This window comes from Mesorhizobium sp. M0772, from assembly GCF_040320135.1.
Lineage (GTDB): Bacteria > Pseudomonadota > Alphaproteobacteria > Rhizobiales > Rhizobiaceae > Mesorhizobium.
This window is the reverse complement of sequence record NZ_JAMYPB010000029.1, coordinates 1-20,099: the sequence shown is the minus strand read 5'-3', so window position 1 is coordinate 20,099 and position 20,099 is coordinate 1. Positions and strand designations below refer to the sequence as shown.

Below are 20,099 nucleotides of genomic sequence, written 5' to 3'. Positions count from 1 at the left end.
AACCCAACTGAACGGAGATCCAAGGTGAGGCGCATTTTCAACCAGGGAGCGACCCTGACACCCTCAACGAACGCGGATCAGGTGACGCAGTCGTCAAGTTATGCTTTCCATATGCCGTCAGCGCGAATTGTGCGGTCCAGGTCGCGCGCCGGTGAGTCCGGAAATTGGCAGGAATTTACGTCTAGCAAGGAGAGCAATGCGCAGGGCGGCTTCGTGTCGGACGGCTACAGGACCAGCCATTGCGCGCCCGGCTACGGCCTACATTACAACAAAACGCACAGTTCCGGCTATTATGGCGCGCTTTGGGAGAACATCGAAAAGCCCCTGATCCTCGACGTTCTTCGCCCCTTGAGCGGAGCGAGCCGAAACTGCCTTGATTTCGCATGCGGAACAGGCCGCATCGCCGAGGTAGCCGCCGGCCTCTTCAGCGAGGTGGTTGGCGCCGACGTTTCCAGAACTATGCTCGACAGCGCTCAAGTACCGCCCAATGTGAGTTTGCGTCACGTCGACGTGACAAGGGAGCAGTTGGGTATGACGTTCGATGTGGTAACCGCATTTCGTTTTTTCCTGAACGCAGAGGATGAACTGAAATGGCATGCACTGAAAGCGATCAATGAGCACCTTAAAGATGGCGGGCGGCTTGTGTGCAACGTTCACATGAATGCGACGTCGCCCGTCGGCCTGGCGTGCCGGCTGCTCAATCGAGTGTCTCGACGCACCATTCGCAACACGCTGAGCGCAGCGAGGTTCAAGGCCCTCCTGACTGCCTCGGGATTCGCCGTCGAGCAGACGATACCGTACGGTTACCTGCCTCGGCCGGGAAACCTGTTGCCAGGGTTTTGTGAAATGATGATGCAGCCTGTCGAGAAGGCCTGCAGAAGGCTTCGCGTTCCTGGCCAGCTGGCGCAACACTTCCTGGTTGTTGCGAGGAAGCGCTAAATCCCGAGAAAGCCCCGAAAACGGCAGGCAGCGGTTTTCTTGGGGTGGCTCGCCCGGCATGAAGCCCGTCTAAATACGGTGGAACGGCAGTTTTCCCCCGATTTAACATGTGGGTTCCGGGTTTCTCGGGTCAGCGCCACGATTTTGCTACATTTTGACTAAAGTCCAATCATGTTAGTGGGGCGTAATATTAGAAGGCTAAGGGGATACGCTCCTGAACAGCAAGAGATTGTCGGTGCCCAGTGGGGCCAGTGAGCTTGCGCAACGATCTCTCACGGGAGGTCGAAACCTATGAACCCTGGTGGAAGGAGTTCGTCGGATCTGCGAGGCGCAATGCTTGGGACCGTGCCTGGCCTGGTAGGCGTCGGCGTCTTCTCGGCAGTCATAAACCTTCTCGCCCTGACCGGCTCGGTCTATATGCTGCAAATTTACGATCGCGTTTTACCTTCGCAGAGCGTTCCGACGCTCGTCGGGTTCACGATCGGAATGCTGGGTCTTTACGCGGTCTTTGGGCTGCTGGATTTCGTGCGCCTGCGCCTGCTGGTTCGAGTGGGCAATCGTGTCCATAGGAATTTGAAGCAGAGGGTGTTCGGCCTCTCGCTGTCCTTGCCGCTCATTGGCGGGCAGGATGCGAACCGGATACAGCCCCTCCGTGATCTCGATCAGTTACGCGGCTTCCTTTCCGGAATGGGGCCGACTGTTATATTCGACGCTCCGTGGATTCCATTTTACCTGCTGATCATCTATTTCCTGCATCCTGCGCTCGGTCTGTTGTCCACAAGCGGTGCGATCATTGTCGTGCTGCTCACGGTCATGGCGGAAGTTCTTGGCCGCACATCGGTGACACGCGCGTCCGAGACGCTGGTGTCGCAACGCAATCTCGCCGAATCCGGACGCCGCAACGCGGAAGTCGTACGCGCGATGGGCCTTTCCGCACGGCTTGCCCACCGCTGGGGCGAGATCAATAACGCATATCTGCGGCACCAAGAGAGGCTTTCCGACGTCGTCGGCGCCACCGGGGCACTCTCTAGGGCACTGCGTTTGGCCTTGCAGTCCTGCGTTCTTGGACTGGGTGCCTACCTGGTGATAGGAGGCGAAGCCTCGCCAGGCGTGATCATCGCATCCTCCATCTTGCTGGGCCGCTCATTGGCTCCTGTTGACGCCGCTATCGCGAACTGGCGAGGCTTCGCCGCGTTCCGGCAAAGCTATTCGCAACTGGCAACGGCCCTGGCCGCTTTTCCTGACCGGGACGAACATATGGAACTTCCGCGCCCCCAAGCGGAGCTTGCGGTCGAGGACCTGACCATAGCGCCACCGGGCCAGCAAAAACCGACGGTAGCCAATGTCAGCTTCCGCCTGGCCGCAGGGACGGGAATGGCCGTTCTCGGCCCGAGCGGTTCTGGCAAAAGCACGCTTGTGCGCGCGCTGGTGGGCGTCTGGCAGCCACTTCGCGGCACGGTGAGGCTGGACGACGCCTCGCTTGACCAATGGGACCAAGAACATCTTGGCGCACATATTGGCTACCTGCCCCAGGACGTCGAACTGTTTGATGGAACGGTTGCCGATAACATTTCGCGATTTGGCGGGAAGGGCGACGCCAAGGGCGTGCTTGCTGCTGCCAAGGCAGCGGGCGTCGACAAAATGATCCTGCGATTGCCGAACGGTTTTCAAACACGCATGGGCGAGGGAGGAACAGCCTTGTCGGCTGGACAGCGGCAACTCGTAGGGCTTGCCAGGGCACTTTACGGCGATCCGTTTCTCGTCGTTCTGGACGAGCCGAATTCAAATCTGGACGTCGATGGCGATACCGCCTTGGCCGGCGCGATCCTGGCAGTGCGCAGACGTGGAGGCATCGTCATCGTAGTTGCGCACCGTCCTTCTGCCCTTACCAACATCGACAGGGTACTCGTAATGTCCAATGGGATGCTTCACGCCTTCGGCTCACGCGAGGAGGTCCTGGCCAACGTCATCCGCCCCTTTGCTGCGCCTGTTGAACGCCCGGCAGCGGCCGTCGCGATGCACAAAGGGGTGAGCGGTCACGCATGAGGAATATTTTTTTGTCTGAGGCGACGATGGCTCCATCGTCCCCGATCGGCAATGGGAGCCGGCGCAACGCGATGATTTCGGGCACGCGCGATGGAATCGGGGCCAACCTGATCCTGGGTGCGGCGGTCACGGTTATGTTGCTTGCCGGCGGCGGGCTCTGGCTCGGACTGACCAAGATTGCTGGCGCGGTAATTGCGCCGGCGACCGTGGTGATCGAGAGCAACATAAAGAAGGTCCAGCATCTGACGGGCGGCACGATAGGGGGCATCTTCGCGCAAGATGGGGATCATGTACGGGCCGGCGATGTGATGGCACGATTGGACGACACGCTGACACGGGCCAATCTGCAGATAATTAGCAAGGATCTTGATCGGGCAACGGTTCGGCTTGTGCGGCTGGAGGCAGAGCGGCAAGGCCTGTCGGAGATGCAGCTTCCGTTCAGCCTTCAAGCGCGAATGGGCGAGCCGGAGCTGGCTGCGCTGGTGAACGGTGAGCGCACGCTGTTCGACAGCCGCGCTACGGCCCTCAAGGGGCAGAAGGCACAGTTGCAAAGCCGCTCAAAGCAACTCGAACGCCAAGTTGAGGGCCTCAAGGCGCAACAGACCGCGGAAGAACAATCCGTGGTCCTGCTGGATGGCGATCTTGTCGATGTACAGGCGCTTTTTACAAAGAAACTGGTGTCCAAAGAGCGACTTAGCAACATCAGACTGGATGCCACCCGGGCGCACGGAGAATCAGGGCGCCTCGCGGCGGCAGTTGCCGAGGCGCAGGCCCGGATCAGCGAGACCGAATTGCAGATTCTTCAGCTCGATGAACAAAGGCGTAGTGACGTGACGAGCGAACTTCGTGAAACGGAAGCCAAGCAAACCGAACTCAGCGAGCGCAAGGTTGTGGCACAGGACGAACTGGCCAAAACCACCATCCGCGCTCCGCAATCGGGAACGGTACAGGAATCTTCCATTCACACGATCGGCGGCGTGATTGCCGCGGGCGAAGTTCTGATGATGATTGTCCCTGACACCGGCAACCTTGTCGTCGACGCGCTGATTGCGCCGTCGCGCATAGATGACGTTCGTCCAGGTCAGCGGGTCTCGATCCGGTTTCCGGCTTTCGACGCCGGCACTACGCCTGCCTGCCAAGGGTCTGTCAAGCGCATCTCGGCGGACCTGATAAAAGATCAACAGCGCCAGCTTTCTTATTTCTCGGCGCGCATCAATGTCGAAGACAAGTCCACCTGTCTGACCGATGCCAAAGTGCTCAAACCCGGTATGCCAGCGGAGGTTCACATAAGTACGGACGAACACAGCGTCTGGTCTTATCTGCTGAAGCCGCTTACCGACCAGATGTCGAGGGCTTTCCGGGAATGACATGGCGGCTGTGAGCGGTCGACCGCGGGAACACGGCAGGCGTGCTTGCTGACATATTAGGGTAGGCGACGTGATGCCACAGGGGTGACGCCTGCGGCCGACGCGCGAGGCTCGTCTGGGACATTGTCCCGGCTAGAAGGATGCCCCAACAGGATTTTCCTGGCCGCCTCACCAAGTCCTGCCCCGACAACAGCGTTAGTGTCCTGTCATCTTTTGCGCAACAAACAGCGCATACCGTTCCACGATCATCGAGATGAGCAATTGCCTCACGAGGAGAGGTTCTTTGCTCCTACGACGCGGCGAGGGCCCTGCGGCGGACACGGCGTGCGGCATGCACCGTTCGGTCTGCAGTCACCGCTACATTTGCCACGTCAGATGTATGCGGCAAGGCGTTCGCGCTTCCATGCGACCTCTTGTAGGGCAGCAATTCCCTGACCCGAGCATTGACCGAGGCAATTTCGACCCGCAGGTCCTCGCATTCCTGCCGTCTCACATCGAGTTCAATCTGATCGGACGCCTGCTGCATGGACAGCTGTGCAAAATCTGCGGCGATCTTCGAAAGGTTCACCTTGTTGGTTTCGGCCTCCTCGGTGAGTGCGGCCAACCTTTCGTCGGTCACCTGTTTTTCGGCCAGGGCGTCGCTCCATTGTAGCTGGAGCCTGGCGATCTCGGCCGCGGCCTCGTTGTTTGCGTTTGAGGCGAGTTCGAAGCGCGATTGGAGACTTTGAATTTCTGAGCGCAATCCTCGGTTCTCAGCCTGGCAGCGTTTAAGCTCGCCATCCATGTCCGCCTGCATAATCCTGGCTGCTTCGGTCACCTCCCATAGCTTCGCCTGCGCAACCTCGAGTGAGGTGTGCAATTTGATTGCCTCTTTTTCGCTCTTGCCGAGCGCACTCAGCATTTCGGAATTTCGCGCAGCTTCGTTGGCATGGATCGTGGAGAAGGCATCCAGCCTATGCCGTGCCTCTTCCTCCCGCTTCATGGCCTTTTCCAGGTCAATAGACAGGCTCACATTCTTTTCACGCAGCTGTTTGTTCTCTCGGGAGCGCCTGTCGGCCTCGACATTTGCGGCGGCAAGCATGTTCGTGAGGTCGCCAAATTCCGCTTCGTTCTTTGTGGTGGTGTTCGCCGCTTCGACCAGCTCCAGCCTTGCCGCGGCCAACGCGCCACGGAGCACTTCGCACTCCTGAACAAGGCTTGCCTGGCGCTGCTGCAATGTCTCGACGGTGCCTTGACGCTCACAGTACCGTCTGTTCAGGTCATTGAGTGTTTCCGACAAGTTCCTTTGATCTGCGATCAGATTTTGATTCGCCAACTCCAGTTCGTTGGCACGGAGAATGTCCGCGTGAAGGATGTGAAAAAACTCGAACGTCAGTTGACATGTACTTGTAATTTCGGAGATTTTTGCGTTGATCTCCTCGAAATGGAGCTTGGCATCGTGGAACAAGCCGTTAAACGAGCTCACGGCAGCAATTCGGCTCTGCGTATGTGAGGTCATCCGATGCGCTGGTATCGGCGAGCTATCATCGTCGTCGCCGGCACCGTCCTCGCTTGGTACGCTGTCATCCTGTTCGTTGTTTTCGCCTGCCATGTTTGGCACGTCGGCGACATCCTCCAAATCGAGGCACTGGTCGACAGCGTTAGCCAAGTCAGCTTCGAGATCGTCGAACGACCTCTCCACATTGTCCTCGGCGCGTCTGATCAAATCCCTGAACTTCATGACTTCATCCCCTGCAGCCGCATGCCCGGAACCATTGAGGCACGAGGACTGAGATGCTTTTGTATCGAGAGCTCAACTCAGCGTCTTCGTTCAATCAAACGATGCCAGGGCGCCGGCGCCGCGAGGAGCCGAGAGCTGCGATCGGAAGGCCCTACATCGGTCTAGGTGCCTGCTGACTTATTCTTGAGGACTGCGCGGCTCCCCTTCTTGCCATCGTCTTGGCGTCAATGGTGTGTTGCCTGGGCACATTAACAACTCAGGTGCAGAAGCCCCGACGAACGGCCCGGCACAGCCTCTTGTGGGGCGCATCAGGCGGCCGGGCCTAACCGGCGGTTGAGTGTTTTGGTTTGCCGGCTGACTCACCATGCGACATTGGCGAGGCAAGCGCATCATTCGAACGAATTGGGACCGGCCGCCTGGCCGCTCAATCACACTAAGCTTCCGTTGCCGGAGCTGGCGACGAGGTGCTTTGCCTTGAGCCTTGGTATCTACATACGAAGCGGCAATACGCGCCGATGGAGCAGTGGTCCGATCCGTCAAACTATCGCTGCAAAATGCGCGGCGGAAGGCATCCGAGGATATTCTCCGTTCAGCGGTAGGAGATCGAACGCGGGCGATCTTGCTGAACTCCCCAAACAATCCCGGCGGATATGTGTTCGGCAAGGAGGATCTGGAAACCATTGCCACATTTGCCGAGCGGCACAATCTGTGGATCATCAGCGATGAGGTTTACCGCAGCACAGTGTTCGACGGCGAGTTCCTCTCAATAGCATTCAGTCCCGGAATGAGAGAGCGGACGATAATTGTGAACAGCCTGTCGAAGTCTCATGCAATGACCGGCTGGAGGCTAGGGTGGACGCTTGGGCCGGTCTCGGCATCAGTTCATCTGGAAAATCTTGCGCAATGCATGCTCTTCGGGTCGCCGACCTGTATTCAGGATGCCGCAGCGGTGACTCTCGATGAGGCGGTGACGCAGAGATGAGTTTCTTTTCGGACGCCCTTCTGCCGTTGATATTGACCATTGCTGTGCGGATGTTCGCCGGGATATGCGTGAACCTTATCGTCCGCTGCGGCGCTCAATTTGCTTGGGGTTCTTGGAACCGTTCCGAACTTTCTCCTTGCGCCTCCGATCGAGTTGCGCGTGCTCACGCGGGGCGCTGAGGTGTCTCGATCCGCAGTGGCGCGGCACTATGCGACGAAGCCTATCAGCTCAGTTGAAATTTGTCCCCAGCGGACGGGAACGACGCTTGGCCATGTTAGTTGATGTGAATGGAGCAGCTAAGAAAAGATCTGGCATTGCTTACGCGACCCGGCTTCTGGATAGCTTTCGGCATTTTGTTGCTGCTTTACGGGATTCAGGTCTTTTTTCTAATTCGGACATGCCAATGCCTTTAGCCTGGAACATCGATACCCTAGCTAGCTGAAACGCGGTCTGTCCGTCTCCCGGCGGCTGCGCCGATAGCGTTGATCAACGACATATTCATTTATAAGCCTGCTACTGCCGGGGATGCCGAGGTTGGCAGCGCCTGCATCGTTGATTACGCACGTGGCGCTCCCCTCAAGGTAGGTGGTTACCATTCTCGCGCAGCCGGTGAGCATTGGAGCCCGCACTGTGTTGGACGTGCGCTCATGCGTAGGGAATTTCTTATAGACAGGGGAGAGTCTGTCAGGCTGGAAAATCACAAGCTATCCCGCGAATGAGGAAGCAAAAAAGGTGCAAGACCAGATCGATTTCTTCCAGGCAACTCGGTCCTCGCATCATCGCCGATCAGCGGCCGTACCGTCGAGAACCAAAATGCGTACGATCTCAGCCGGTCGGCTTCGACCAAAACATGCGGACTACCGGGCGGGGACAGTCGGTGCCGCGTCCCGTCCTGTGGCCGGCGCTATGCTGACGCTCCTACGGTATCCCGTTCACCGCCCGCGGCAGGAGGGCGAATTTCCTCCGTCCTGCGCGCGACAACCGTCCACTGTTGCGGCCGCACGCAGGACTGCGGCTTATACGCCGTTCTTCCTCTGAGCGGCGTCCAGTTCGCAGGGCCAATCACCATTGGTATGCAGACGAGCCTCTCGGCGTCTGACAGAGATCAATTGCGCTTTGCACCAGGGTTCCTGGATCGTAAGCTCCAAACACGCTGCAGTCGCCTGATATGGTCCACTACGTTGGCCGGCTCATACGGCTTCGCAAGGTGCGGGCCTTCCTGACAAAGGTCGCCCGCCGCGATCGCAGTTCGTTCTACTGCGGCAGAAAGCACTATTTTGACCTCGGGCTTGTTCTCGCGAACCCACTTCGACAATTGGAACCCGTTCATGTTGCCCGGCAGGTCAACGTCACACAAGACGGTGTCCACACCGAACTCCGCATAGTTCAACGCTTGTTGCGCCTCACGTGCGAAATGGGCCTCAATCACCCTGTAGCCACAGTGGCGGAGATAGTCCGCGATGACGCATCGGGCGATGACGTCGCCGTCAACCACGAGGATCGTTTGGCTCTGTTGGTTCGGGGCTTCCATTGACGGAGAACGGTCAGCAACCGGCAGGGTTCCACGCATCATGACCTGCGCGGGATGCCGACCGAAGATCGCGGCGAGATCCTGCACGAAATGATCCCTGCCGGCGGGCGCATTCAATTCAGCGGAGCGATGCCGCACTGGTGACGCCGTCTACCACCTGGTCGACGAGACGGGCTAGAAGACATGGTCTCGAAGCTCAAGGGCAGCCCATATCGCAGCGGCAAACGAGCGCTTGGCGCAAGATCAAGTGCTTTGAGGAAAAGGAAATGCAAATCATCGGTGCACAGCGCGAGCGCGGCAAAGCTACCCAGGTGATCATCGCTGAAAAGGGCCTCTATAAAGGCGGCGCACTCGTCAACTTCAGTGCCGATGAGCGGCAAGCGCTTTGGGATCGTGTCCAGGGCAAGGTTGGCGGCCCGGTCCCGAAGGGGCATAAAAAGGACAAGGCCGAGTGGCTGAAGCCCGGACTGGTTGGCTGGGTCAAGACCCTCAAAGGCGAAGAGAAGCTGGGGCACGCAAGGCTGCTGGATTTCCGGGAGGATGATGCAAATGGCCATGCCTAAGAAAGATCAGGAACGCGCCACCTACGCTTGGATGTACGGCGCCCAAGCGCGCAAGGATGGCAAGGAGCGTGAGGTGCCAGCTGGCTGCAGGGCTTGACGGTGTGGCGATGGACGGTTTTGGCAAGACCAAAACCGTCAACGACGAGATGGAGGCCGAGGTCGACGAAGCCGCCGTCGAGCGCCCCGACGAATACCATTTGGTGTATGAATCTGTACGGTCGTTTTTGATTGAAAAAAGGGTTTCGTCGGGCCTATAAAGATTGCGTTTACCATTGCCTTTTTTGGGAGGATGCGATGGTTGCAACGCCCATAGATATCGCTCAAGCGGCCACTGCGACTACGGCTACCTTGCTGAAGTGGCAGAAGTCCATGGAGGAACGCGCCACGTTTCGCCAGAACATGGATCAATCGCGCAGGGCGATCCAAGCCTCACGCGAACTGCTGAAGCGCCTTCGCCAACGTCATCGCGACGAGATGTCGGAAAGTTCGGAAAATGCCGACCCGTCTACTGCGCCGATATCGCAACGCGCCGGCAGCTAGCGGGAGGCGACCAGAGCCGATGTGATGGGGAAAGTTTCACTGGCCGTTCCTTGGGTGGGCAGGCAAGTTAAACTTTGTCAACGAGCGGCCTTTTTCGCGCTCGCGGAAGCGCCACGTTGCTTTCGACCAGGCGCACGTGCTCGGCGTCGACAGTCACCAATGGCCGGAGGCTGACGGTTACCTTGTCCCCGTCGATGCGTGTGACAGGGCCGATCAATTCCATATGCTGGCCAATCACAGCCTTCCAAGTCGAATCGACAACAGAATGCGGGAAGTCGTAGGAGGGGATCGTCACGCTCATGCGATCGGGCGTCACCCGGCCGCGCACAATCGCCGTGACTGCGACCTCGTCGCCAACTTTGATACTTCCCCGAGCCATGCCCAAGACTTTGGAGCAGCCGGCGCCGGCGTCAAGATGAGGGGGAGCTAATAAAACCCCTCCGCGCCGCGATTGTGACGCGGGGCGATCCGATCGCCGCCAGCGACTTAGCAGACCGATTGATGACAGCGGCCGAGAAGCCTGGCATCCCTGCCGACCAAATCAACGGCGAAATCGAAAGCGTCTTCGAACTGCTCTTAGAGGTGATGCGGCGCGAGAGTTGCGCGAGGAGAACCAGCCCGGAGGCTTCTCCGGGGCTGTGCCGGTCCTGTCCCGTTCCAGCGGATGAACTGCGCCTGCTGGCAGGTGACCGTCTCAATCGACTTCAACAGGGGTCCATGGGCCTCAGGTAGAGCTTGGCAGCTCCCTGTGGTACGCCAGGAGCGGCCCGGCGATGCTCTTGTGCAGCGCTTCGGCTGCCGCCAGGAAGCGCTTCGATTTCAGCCCGGGAAAGCTGTTCGGAAGGTTTGTTCTGGCCATTGGCGCTCTCCATTGAGGGCGTCGCCGCAACGAGGACCATAATCCTACATGCCAGGCCGTCTGACAAGCGCCTCGCCGGCCTTACCCGAAGGAAGACGCAGGGCCACGGCGCCAAGCGGAGCCATCAGGAGCAACCCGCAAAGATGAGCAACGGCAGGCCCGGCGACCTCCTTTGGCACATGGGACAAACAAGAAGGGCGCCGAGCCTTACCGGCGCTGCTTTGTGAGGGAGACGACGCCGGATGATGAGAGTATGCGATCATGCTAATGTCTGCGAACCATGCGAATGAAGGAAAGCCGCGTGGCAGTGCCAATCAACGACGTGAGACCAAGGTCGGCGGGTGCGATCAGGATGACGGGCTGGCGGGCCTGCACATGGTGGTGGCTACCGCGCTACCGCCTTGCTTTGCGCCAGCCGGCGGCCCATGCCTCTGCCTCGCTGCACAGCCAGCGCTCGCTGTACTGAAACTGATCGTCGTCTTCCAGTAATGCTCCTGCCCTGGAACGTGATAAATCGCTCATCGGTACTGGTGGAAATGTTGCCCTTGATATCGCAGCTCCCCGCGCCGGCCGTGCGGGTGCCACTCAGCCAGCCAGCTGGGATGAGCCGGTCAGGGAACCATCACCAGCGCCGGCAGACATTGCCGTCGCCACATCCACCGCCCCTTTGCGTTCTTGCGCCAGCGGTCGGCCTGATCCGCACCTTGATGACGCTGGACTTTGCCCACGCCCTCTCCCCCGAGTGCAGAATGCTTCCAAAGCGGTAGCGAGTCCAGACCGGAACATTAGCGCCGACTAACAGTTATTTCGGCAGTGTTCCGAACCGTGATTGGTAGAGCGTTGGTGGCGCCCTCCTAAAATATGTGGTCGGAGCGTGCTTTAGAAAGCTTCGCCCCAGCAGGGGCGTGCTTGACCATTTCGACGAACAGAAAAAGTCGCCGGCTCCGCCCGACCAGGCCGGGATGGTCGTTGGGAAATTTGTTGACCGCGCTCGTGTTCACCTCACGTCCAACGCGGTTGAACTGCAGCTGACCGTCGATGTCGTGGCTGAGAATGTCCTTGAGGCTGGTCCTTTGGCGTCCCCGGGTCCAGCCAGACGTCATAGTATGCCTGGTAGAGAATGAGAGGCTGTTAATCATGCAACTGCTTCATCGGTTCTGCGGCAGGCTCTGTGATGATGGTGCAGCTGGTTATGTCGAGATTGGAATTGTAAGCCCAAAGCCCGGCGAACGAGAAAGGCGCGTGGCCTGGCTGGGGCAAAGCGCGCAGCGAAGGGAGAGGCAATGAGCGCGTTCGCTATTGTTCTCCCTGAGCAGCACATTCTCGCGGCGGGTGCTCGGCCGGCTTTCTGGGTGCTTGGCAGTTGCCGGCGCGGTTGATGTCGTCGACAATATCGTGCCATTCTACACCGATGCCTCGATGAAGACACGGAAGTCCATGCCCGAGTTCAAGGCGGTCTTCATGGCCAAGCCTAAGGCCATGCGCGAAATGATCTTGCGCGCATGCAATGACGCGGCAATGACCAAGCCCTACGCCGAGTTCTGCGCCGACGTGAATTCCCTCCGCGGAATGCAGTAGGTCATTCACGGCCGCGCAGTTTGACGACGATGGTGGGCAAATTGCCCTCATCACAATGACTGTCAGCTTCCGCCGGCAACAGCGTAGCCAGCGGTGACCGACGCCGGCCCAGAGACTCCCCGGGCCGCTCCTCGCCAGCCTACAGGCGAGCAGGCCGGCATCGGTCAGTAAGGTCCCGTAGGTGTGCAATATATCGTTGACGCCACGAATTGCGGACGTTCGAAACCGGTGATTGGCCATTTCGTGGACCAAATTCCGCGACTGTTTACTTGCGATCACAAGGCCTCGCAACCTGGAGGTTCCGAAGCGCCATACTGGAGTACCATTGGCGTGGTCACGCGATTTGAACCCGACAACGGTGCTTGAACCAGACCAGGTTAAACGTCCGTTATCGTTTTGCGCCAGAAGCGGCCAGTCAGCTTCCGGCCAAATGCGGCAGCGCTCATACTACCATGGTCAAATACAGCTCTCATGGAACTAGTTGTCTTCTTGGCCTTTGGTTCGCCAGACCATACGAGAGAATACGAGAGAACGGCTTGGCGAACCAACCACTGACGTACTGATTTCCTGTAGAAAACGCTGACCCTCCGGGCCCACAAACTTAATAACCAATGGATTACGCTTAATTCTCAAAGTTTGAATTGAGCATCATCGGCTAAGTCTTTCTGCTAGAGTCAAATGGCTTTGGGCCAGTTCGTCAATTTCTCGGTCTTTCGTTGGCGCCTGTCACAGTAGCTCAAGCCTCCCGGTCTCGAAAGACCCTGCAACGATGCGTGCGGTAATCGGCGGCAACGACGTGCAATTAGGCGGGTTCTGAACTCCATATGGCGAGGACACGTATGAAGACGACTACCTGGGCGCATCCAGATCGTCATCCATAAGAATACGCTCGGCCTCGGATCGCCAAGATCTATGGCCTTCCGCATGCGATGACCGATGCCGGAATTTCCTATGGGTTTCACGGGCTTTCCTATAGCCATATCGCTTCGCAGCTTCGGATCCGCTACGGACCCGCAGCTGGCGGCAAGGTGATCGTCGCCCATCTCGGCAGCGGTGCCAGTCTGTGCGCCATGAATGCTGGAATAAGTGTTGGGGTTTTCGACATTGGACGGCCTCGTCATGAGCACGCGTTGCGGCGCGCTCATTGGTCACCCTTCTCTACGAGCAATCCGGCCTGCTCGGAGTGTCAGGGATATCCGGTGATACGCGGACGCTAATCGACTCCGATGATCCTCTTGCCGCCGAAGCAGTCGATCTCTTCGTCTATCGTATCGCACGCGAGATCGGGTCGCTGGCCGCTGCGATAGGCGGACTGGACACGCTGGTGTTCAAGGCAGGCATACGCCAAAACGCGCCATATATTCGAGAGAGGGCCGGGGCTGTGGCCGGCTGGCTTGCGGTTAATATCGACCACAAGCTGAATGGGCGAGGCGACGAGGTCATCAGCCTTGCTGGTTCCGACGTCGACGCGCTTGTGATCCCCACCGATGAAGAAAGAGCCGTGGGGATCCAGCTGCTATCTGTGTGCCTCAAGCTTTGTCGCTCGTACCCTGAGCGCCGAACCTGATGCTACTCGCGCGGCGGGTGTCTCGGCCTGTCAGGAGTTCGGCGGCAGGAGCATGGTCCCATAGCCGGCCATCAAGGCGATCAAGGTTGCTGCAACCAGCGGCAACCAGAACTTGATCGGTCCGGCAATACTGCCAGCGATGCGCGGCCGATGCCATCAGCACCGTCAGGAGCCAGACCTCCCACGGGTTGAAACCGCCCATGGGTCAATCGTCCGGTTTGGCAACAAGGGCAAGATGATCGCTGTCGCAGCCGTGCGGCAAGACATATTTCCGGCGGTGTTCCTCCGGCAACGAGTCGTCTAGTTGTGGAGGTGCGACAGTTGAAGTCCAGGCTGGTGCTCCACGCCGGATAACAGCGATTCCGCCGATCGGAACATGTCCTCGAATTCCAACTCGTTTTCAAACACCACGCCGCCGACGCTGATGGTCAGCGTATCCGCGGTTCCTTTTGGCGCGAAATAGGCTTGGGCCACGCGCGCCCGGATACGCTCGCCGATCTCCCTGGCGTCGTCTTCTGTCGCACCGGGCAGAAAGACCCCGAACATGGAGGTTCCGATCCGGCCCACCAGATCTTCCTTGCGTACCGATGACTGGATGGTCGAGGCTATGAGCCGCAAGGCTTCGTCACCCCAGCCAAGGCCGAAGCGCAGATTGATGGACCTGATGTGTTCGGGATGAATGACCAGGAAGGCGCCAGATCTTGCACCAGGCGATTCCGGCCTGGTTGCTCTCCTTTCGACCATCGACGTGAAGACTGTCCGGTTGAGGCAGCCTGTCAGGCTGTCAAAGGTCGCCGACTTGTTGAGTTCTCTTCGATAACGGACGAGCTCGGTCCGCTGCAGTCCAATGAACAGGAAAAGTGGGCCACCGACGATGACCGGCAACAGGATCGCTGTGACCATGCTGCGGCCGAAGGGCGTCAATGCTTCCGAGAACAGAAGCAGATAATTTAGGCCAACCGAGAGGAGCAGAATTCCCGCCGATCCCAGGGCAGTCAGCCATGCGATATCTTTCCATTGCCGGGGCGAGCTATTCGCCATTGGTGTCATCATTAGCCAATCTCCCGCCTGATCGGCTGTCATAAGGCCAAGGTGCTGCACTTTCAGTTTCGAGGAAACATACAATTTTAGTAATGGCGCAATCACCTACCATCGGCCCGAAATCAGCCCTTCAAAAGCAAGGCTACGGCGGCAAAAGCAACGACACCGAATTATCGGCTATTGCGGCGGGCCGAATATCCCCATCTGCGCGTCTCTGGCCACTGCCTCCGCCTTGCCATAGATGCCACTCGCCAGGGCCGTCGCCCAGCCATTGGAAACAAGCCACGCGCCGACATCCTGCTTGCCCAAGCTGCACGGTGCCGCAATGGCAAAACGATCGATTTCCGGCGGCACGACGCATTTCAGCGCCCGGCCGCGCAGCCAGGAATTGAACGTCGCGCGCGCACGCTGGCCGCAAGGCCAGGCGATGCCGCGAAAGGAACAGGTCTCATCCAGGTCAATGCCTTGGATCCCGCTGATGGCTACCTTGCGCCCCATCGATTCGAAGGTTGCCGACGAGGTGGCAACCGGTTGGTACAGCAGGACCTCTTTCCAATCCTTTGGCATCCGCATCCCTGCAGGCGAAGCCAGACCAAGGTCGCTGAGCGGCAGGCGCGGCTCGACCCGTTCGATTTGCGCCGGATCAAGCTGTGGCGGCGCGATAAGGTCCTGAGCAATCTTGCGTGCCCGTCCTCGCCATGGCGTATTGGCGACGGTCGCAACTGGTCGCAGTGGCTGGCTATCGTCGATGGATTGACGCGACGCTGGTATCGGCCGATCGATGGGAAGCAGATCGGCGGCCCGGATGATCAACAAGACCCCGGACAGGAGCAGCAGGCTTCCGAGCGCTATCAAGCGATTGTGCCTCAGCCAGCCCATCAACTCAAGCAAGGTTCCTTGCCCCTCAATACCCCGATGTCGATTTGGCGACCAGCTTGAGTGCACCCTTTTGAACCTGATAGAAGGGCATGGATCGCTCACTGGAGCCATCCGCCCGAAACCGGAACAGGCCGGTCGATCCGCGAAATCCGCTCCGATTTTCGAGCACCTGCTTGCTGAAGCCGTCAGGCCCGGCCGAACTTGCAATTCCTGCTGTCAGGGCGACCATATCATAGGCGTAGGCGACATTGGCGTCGGCTGGATAATTGTAGGTCGTCTTGAAGCGGTCGGCGATTGGGCCGGTTTCGGTTGGGTCGAGCGTGGCGATGTAGGAGCCTTCAAACAGCGGCTCCATCGGATGTTCCAGCCAGCGGTTGGTTCCAACGACGGCGACTGCTTTTCCGGGAATGCCTTTCGTTTTGAGCGCCGCAAGGATCTGCGCCGGATTGTCGTCGCCGCTGGCGATGATGATGGCATCGGGAGCCTCGACCAGCGAGCCCGCATCATTGACCACTTTGGTGCCGCCATCGCCGGCCGGATACGGAATGGTGACGGCGAGTGTCGCGCCATAGATGCTGAGGCTGTTGGCGACCCGCTTTTCAACCACGCCGGCATTCGCGCCCGCCGCAACGAGCAACACGAACTTCTTGCTGCCTTTGGCCGCCAGGCCGGCTGCGCCCGCGGCCGCGCTGTCGGCCTCGTTGAGGCGCACCGCATAGACGCCCGGGCCGCCGGCGAAATTGTCGGCCAGCGCCAGCACCGGCGGTCGCTTCGATCCCGAGAGCTTGGCTATGTGCTGCGCGGCCGCGAGTTCGACCGGGCCGATGACGATCTTAGTTCCACTCGTGATCGCCTTCACAGCCAATTCGCTGGCATGCGCGCTGTCGCCCTTGGTGTCCTCGACCGTGACCGTGAGCAGGACATTTCCAAGGTCGGCCATCGCCAGCTTGGTCGCATCGAGCATCTTCCGGCCGTTTTCGCCGGCGTTGCCCGGGGCCGACAAAGGCAGCAGCATCGTGACCTTCGTCGATCCCGTGCCGAGCGATTGCGTCGCCTGGGCGGGACCGGCAACAGCGCCGGCGGCCGGCGCTCCGGGTGCGGCGATCGCCGCCGGGTCGAGCGCGTCCGAGACGCTGCCCTTCGACTGGCAGCCCGACACTATGCCCGCGAACGCAAAGACGATCGCCCACGTCCACGAACCGTGTCGCTGCCGGCCAGAATCCATGATGCCTCCCTCATATCCCGCCGGGTATTTGTCCCGGTCTCATCCGTTCATCTTACGGCAGACTTGCCTCGCCGTCTTTGCAATTGCTGGATTATGGCTCAGCCGTCGAAAAGTCTTGCCCGGAGCGCCTTGATCATTCTGGCTTGCCCGGCGCTTCGATAGTCCGTGCATTTCATGTATCGCGGGCCCGGCACGAACAGTCGGCGCACACAAATCCGCCTCGCCGGGGCAGGGGCACCATCGTCTCCTGCTGTCGGGAATGCGGAGAATCCGAACGTCGCCACCGGCAATGGCCCGGCCACCGCAAAACCTTCTCTCGCCAGGATTGCACGCGCACGCCGGCAGTAGCGGACCGAAAGTTCGGAGAACCGGGTTTCACCGTGCCCGGCACGATACTTCATGACGGTGGTGCAGAGATCGCCTGCGGCAAGGCTGTTTGCCTGCGCCAGATATCTGACGCCGAGCGCGATGTTGGTCGCCGGCGCGCCAAGCTCGTCGAGCGAGCCACGAAAGCCCAGCATTCGGGCCGTTCCCGGCATCACCTGCATCAACCCGACCTCACCATCGGCGCCGTGCACATCGGGATCGAATCCGCTTTCGATCTCCATCACCGCGTGCGCCAGCACCGGCTCCAAGCCGTAGAGCGATGCCTGGCATGTCGCAAACGCCTTGAATGTCGCGCGCGTCCATTCGGAGGCGGCGTCGCAGCGAACCGGCCGCCTCAAACCGAACGGTGCTGGTCTCTCCAGGCTAGGTCGTTCCAGCCAGTTGGCGCAGGCTTGAGTGGCAAGCTGGCCAAAACCGGTCAATGCGATCGCTCCGGCGATCGCCCTCGTCAATCGTCCGCCGACCATGGGTCAGCCAACCGGCACTGCCGGATCCCTTCCGGTCAGTTCATGTACTCGACCATGCGGTCGTGGAAGCATTCGCACTTGTTGAGCGTGTCCTCGTCCTTGTAGTTCGTCTTGAGGTAGCCATAGGCCATGCCGCAGGCGACCTTGGCTTCCGATGCCCAGACGAAGGTAGGACGGGACGAATTGATCCATTCCGAGCTGTTGGCGACGGCCACCGACTCGTCCATCAGCTTCACCACCTCGGCCTTGAGATCGACGATGTTGTCGGTCAGGACCAGGTTCGATGTGCCGACGGTCCGGCAATAGTCGGCCACCGGCCCTTCGATGATGTCGGCGGCGAAGCCAGTCGATCCAGCCAACAGCAGCGCCGCGGCCGAAGCCAGCAATCTTGCACAACGCTTCATTTAAGTCCCTCTCCAAACTGCGGTTTTATGTTTCGCTAATATGTAGCATGAGAGTACGGCCACGCATAAGTGCTAAATCGTGGCCGTGTGCTGTTGATGTTGTGTGTCGTCGTAGAGGATGTTGATCGTGCCGGTGGCAGGCGCATTCTGCAGAACGGCGACATCCACGAAGTTGGCCGCGTTGCCCGAGCCGCTGGTATCGACGCTCACGGTGCTGGTCGCGGTGTCGTAATGCACATAGTCGGCCATGTTGCCGGCCGGCGCCTTGTCGAACAACGCGCTCAAGTCGATCTTGTCCCCTTCACCGGCATGGTAGTCGGCGATCAGATCCTTGATGTTTAGATTGTCGATCTTGAACGTGTCGGCTCCCGAAGTGCCGGCGATGGCGGCCGTGCTTCCGGAGCTAGCGTTATCGTAGTTGCCGAAGCCGATGTCGCCGACCGCGGCTATCTGACCGTCGGCGGTCGTGAAGGTGGCTTCGCCATAGGTCAAGACCGAGCCGTCCGCCGAAACCGAGTGCTGATTGTTGCTATCGAGGCCGATCTCGACGATACCCAAGGCGGCCAGAGATTTGAACTCGCCCGAATCCGACACGCCGTTGCCGTTGGCATCTTGCCAGACACCAAATTGCGCAAAGTCGTGGTCGGCGGCAGTCAGCTTGCCATCATGATTTGTGTCATAGAGCTGCTCGAGCGCGGCAAGGTCGGTCGCAGCGCCGGCGGCATGTTGGGTGAACACGATCTCCGAACCGTTGTTCACCTTGCCGTCGCCATTGAGATCGATCGCCAGGATACCGTCATGCGTATCGACCCAGGCGGTTTTCGAAGCGACGCCATCGCCGTTGTAGTCGAACGAAATGGTGGAGTGCGTCAGATCGGTGGTGTGGATTCCATCATGGTTGAGGTCGAGTACGACCGGAGCGGCAATGGCAAAAGGTATCAGTCCGGCCGCCACGTGGACAGTGAAATTCGCCGTCGTTGTTGTGTCCCCGTCGCCATCCGTGAGTTGCAACGCGACCGGAATTGTATGGTCGACCGTGGTGCTCGTGACCCCGACATCCGTCAGGTTCAGCTTGGTCTTGCCCGACGACTCATAGGCGTCGACCCATGCGATCTGCGTTCCGGCAGGCGATGTGATCGTCAGCAACGTCGCACCGACCGCCGGAGTGAAGGAAGCCGTGGTTCCGTTGGTGTAGTGGGCGACGAACTCGATCTTGTCGCCGGCGGTAACCGCATCGAACGAAAACTTGGCATAGCTAACAGTCGCGAGGGTGATGGCCGGAGCCGTATAGCCGCCCGGGCCGTCATAGTCGTCCGGCGTCCCGAAATCGAAACGCATGAACTCGCCTCCGTCGAAATTGTTGTTGCCGAGGCCCCAACCTGCTGACGAACCGTTGACGTTGCTTGTTTGTGTCAACGATGGCATGCCGCCGGCCAGCCATGCCGTCTCGTGTGGTGAGGTGAAGGAGCCGCCGGCATCCGTTGGCGCCCATCCGGTCACCATCACGACATTCTGACCGCCCGCCGTCACCACGATGGAATTGCTGGGGCCGGAGCCGAAGGCGCCGCTCGATGCAACGGAGACATTACTGACAGTGCCGTCCAAAGGTGCCAAAAGGTCGAACGTGTACTGCCCCGACGTACCGGCATTCGGATTAACGGTGATGGTAAAGACCGCCGTGTCGCCTGCATCATGGCTTCCGTTGTTGTTGTTGTCGGCATAGGCGGTCAACACGCTGCCGGACTGCTCCGTGATGAGGTTGTGGCCGGCCGAAGTGATGCCTGTTGTGTTGGCAGTGATCGTCATGGTGGCCCCGGCGCCGTCGGCGCCGGCGACGAAGTGGAGTGTTCCAACGGCCGGCGTTTGCGACGTATCGGTGCTTGCCTGCTGGCTTTGCACGGTTCCCAATGTCGGCACGTCATCGACGATGTTGACGGACAGCGTGCCTGTGGCGTTCTGGCCGTCCTGGTCGGTGAGCGAGACGGCAAGGTTCTCGAACAGGCT

The 20,099-nt window shown here is 59.5% G+C and carries 21 protein-coding genes and 1 pseudogene; 11 read left to right on the top strand and 11 right to left on the bottom strand.

The window, feature by feature from the left end; genetic code table 11:
- The first annotated feature begins 24 nt into the window (after positions 1 to 24).
- The 3 genes from NKI06_RS19250 to NKI06_RS19240 all read left to right on the top strand — a co-directional run bounded on the left by NKI06_RS19250 (position 25) and on the right by NKI06_RS19240 (position 4,352).
- Entirely contained in the window at positions 25 to 939 is a 915-nt protein-coding gene (locus NKI06_RS19250; protein ID WP_352986683.1) for a class I SAM-dependent methyltransferase, read from the top strand.
- A gap of 333 nt (positions 940 to 1,272) precedes the next feature.
- The gene (locus tag NKI06_RS19245) at positions 1,273 to 2,985 is read left to right on the top strand and encodes a type I secretion system permease/ATPase (protein ID WP_352986681.1); all 1,713 of its coding nucleotides are present in this window, start codon (positions 1,273 to 1,275) and stop codon (positions 2,983 to 2,985) included.
- Between the two features lie 71 nt (positions 2,986 to 3,056).
- Positions 3,057 to 4,352 (top strand): HlyD family type I secretion periplasmic adaptor subunit, encoded by a 1,296-nt coding sequence (locus NKI06_RS19240; protein ID WP_348524481.1) that lies wholly within the window; start codon positions 3,057 to 3,059, stop codon positions 4,350 to 4,352.
- 289 nt (positions 4,353 to 4,641) lie between these two features.
- On the opposite strand, the gene NKI06_RS19235 is transcribed toward NKI06_RS19240, so the two are convergent.
- On the bottom strand, positions 4,642 to 6,072 hold the full coding sequence (locus NKI06_RS19235) for a coiled-coil domain-containing protein (RefSeq protein WP_023681049.1): 1,431 nt from the start codon (positions 6,070 to 6,072) through the stop codon (positions 4,642 to 4,644).
- A 481-nt stretch (positions 6,073 to 6,553) separates the two neighbouring features.
- On the opposite strand from NKI06_RS19235, the gene NKI06_RS19230 reads away from it, so the two are divergent.
- The gene (locus NKI06_RS19230) at positions 6,554 to 7,054 is read left to right on the top strand and encodes a pyridoxal phosphate-dependent aminotransferase (protein WP_084627197.1); all 501 of its coding nucleotides are present in this window, start codon (positions 6,554 to 6,556) and stop codon (positions 7,052 to 7,054) included.
- 1,105 nt (positions 7,055 to 8,159) lie between these two features.
- Here NKI06_RS19230 and NKI06_RS19225 read toward each other — a convergent pair.
- Positions 8,160 to 8,672 (bottom strand): response regulator, encoded by a 513-nt coding sequence (locus NKI06_RS19225; RefSeq protein WP_023753040.1) that lies wholly within the window; start codon positions 8,670 to 8,672, stop codon positions 8,160 to 8,162.
- A 179-nt stretch (positions 8,673 to 8,851) separates the two neighbouring features.
- Here NKI06_RS19225 and NKI06_RS19220 point away from each other — a divergent pair, with 179 nt between their 5' ends.
- From NKI06_RS19220 to NKI06_RS19210, 3 genes are read left to right on the top strand one after another with little or no spacing between them, the layout of a single operon-like run.
- Positions 8,852 to 9,148: an ATP-dependent DNA ligase gene (locus tag NKI06_RS19220; protein WP_023701099.1), complete on the top strand. Its 297-nt coding sequence runs from the start codon at positions 8,852 to 8,854 to the stop codon at positions 9,146 to 9,148.
- Positions 9,149 to 9,204: 56 nt separating this feature from the next.
- Complete coding sequence (locus NKI06_RS19215; protein WP_352986678.1) at positions 9,205 to 9,405, top strand: hypothetical protein; 201 nt, start codon at positions 9,205 to 9,207, stop codon at positions 9,403 to 9,405.
- Between the two features lie 37 nt (positions 9,406 to 9,442).
- Entirely contained in the window at positions 9,443 to 9,688 is a 246-nt protein-coding gene (locus tag NKI06_RS19210; RefSeq protein ID WP_023714697.1) for a hypothetical protein, read from the top strand.
- A gap of 67 nt (positions 9,689 to 9,755) precedes the next feature.
- Here the strand turns inward: NKI06_RS19210 and NKI06_RS19205 are convergent, their stop codons facing one another.
- The 3 genes and pseudogenes from NKI06_RS19205 to NKI06_RS19195 form a co-directional block, all read right to left on the bottom strand.
- Positions 9,756 to 9,989 (bottom strand): hypothetical protein, encoded by a 234-nt coding sequence (locus tag NKI06_RS19205; protein ID WP_352986676.1) that lies wholly within the window; start codon positions 9,987 to 9,989, stop codon positions 9,756 to 9,758.
- Between the two features lie 423 nt (positions 9,990 to 10,412).
- Positions 10,413 to 10,547, bottom strand: coding sequence for a hypothetical protein (locus NKI06_RS19200; RefSeq protein WP_352986674.1), 135 nt, complete (start codon positions 10,545 to 10,547; stop codon positions 10,413 to 10,415).
- A 393-nt stretch (positions 10,548 to 10,940) separates the two neighbouring features.
- Positions 10,941 to 11,275: pseudogene (locus tag NKI06_RS19195) on the bottom strand (sunset domain-containing protein).
- Positions 11,276 to 11,846: 571 nt separating this feature from the next.
- Between NKI06_RS19195 and NKI06_RS19190 the strand changes: the two are divergent.
- From NKI06_RS19190 to NKI06_RS19180, 3 genes are all read left to right on the top strand, one after another.
- Complete coding sequence (locus NKI06_RS19190; protein ID WP_352986672.1) at positions 11,847 to 12,125, top strand: hypothetical protein; 279 nt, start codon at positions 11,847 to 11,849, stop codon at positions 12,123 to 12,125.
- Positions 12,126 to 13,054: 929 nt separating this feature from the next.
- A complete protein-coding gene (locus NKI06_RS19185; protein WP_352986670.1) occupies positions 13,055 to 13,342 on the top strand; it encodes a hypothetical protein in 288 nt (95 codons plus the stop codon).
- Positions 13,270 to 13,692 (top strand): hypothetical protein, encoded by a 423-nt coding sequence (locus tag NKI06_RS19180; protein WP_352986668.1) that lies wholly within the window; start codon positions 13,270 to 13,272, stop codon positions 13,690 to 13,692. The genes NKI06_RS19185 and NKI06_RS19180 overlap by 73 nt, the downstream gene beginning before the upstream one ends.
- A gap of 300 nt (positions 13,693 to 13,992) precedes the next feature.
- Here NKI06_RS19180 and NKI06_RS19175 read toward each other — a convergent pair whose 3' ends face one another.
- From NKI06_RS19175 to NKI06_RS19150, 6 genes are all read right to left on the bottom strand, one after another.
- Positions 13,993 to 14,745 (bottom strand): GGDEF domain-containing protein, encoded by a 753-nt coding sequence (locus tag NKI06_RS19175; RefSeq protein ID WP_352986667.1) that lies wholly within the window; start codon positions 14,743 to 14,745, stop codon positions 13,993 to 13,995.
- A gap of 165 nt (positions 14,746 to 14,910) precedes the next feature.
- Positions 14,911 to 15,624 carry a thermonuclease family protein gene (locus tag NKI06_RS19170; protein ID WP_352986665.1) on the bottom strand — a complete coding sequence of 238 codons (714 nt, stop codon included), beginning with the start codon at positions 15,622 to 15,624 and terminating at the stop codon, positions 14,911 to 14,913.
- A 13-nt stretch (positions 15,625 to 15,637) separates the two neighbouring features.
- Positions 15,638 to 16,837 carry an ABC transporter substrate-binding protein gene (locus NKI06_RS19165; protein WP_352986663.1) on the bottom strand — a complete coding sequence of 400 codons (1,200 nt, stop codon included), beginning with the start codon at positions 16,835 to 16,837 and terminating at the stop codon, positions 15,638 to 15,640.
- Positions 16,838 to 16,935: 98 nt separating this feature from the next.
- On the bottom strand, positions 16,936 to 17,463 hold the full coding sequence (locus NKI06_RS19160; RefSeq protein WP_502900601.1) for a lytic transglycosylase domain-containing protein: 528 nt from the start codon (positions 17,461 to 17,463) through the stop codon (positions 16,936 to 16,938).
- 263 nt (positions 17,464 to 17,726) lie between these two features.
- On the bottom strand, positions 17,727 to 18,095 hold the full coding sequence (locus tag NKI06_RS19155) for a hypothetical protein (protein ID WP_023681064.1): 369 nt from the start codon (positions 18,093 to 18,095) through the stop codon (positions 17,727 to 17,729).
- A 72-nt stretch (positions 18,096 to 18,167) separates the two neighbouring features.
- The gene (locus NKI06_RS19150; RefSeq protein ID WP_352986658.1) at positions 18,168 to 19,901 is read right to left on the bottom strand and encodes a type I secretion C-terminal target domain-containing protein; all 1,734 of its coding nucleotides are present in this window, start codon (positions 19,899 to 19,901) and stop codon (positions 18,168 to 18,170) included.
- Here NKI06_RS19150 and NKI06_RS19145 point away from each other — a divergent pair.
- On the top strand, positions 19,900 to 20,099 hold a 200-nt coding region (locus NKI06_RS19145), incomplete at its 3' end, for a hypothetical protein (RefSeq protein WP_352986656.1). The two genes, NKI06_RS19150 and NKI06_RS19145, sit on opposite strands and share 2 nt — an antisense overlap.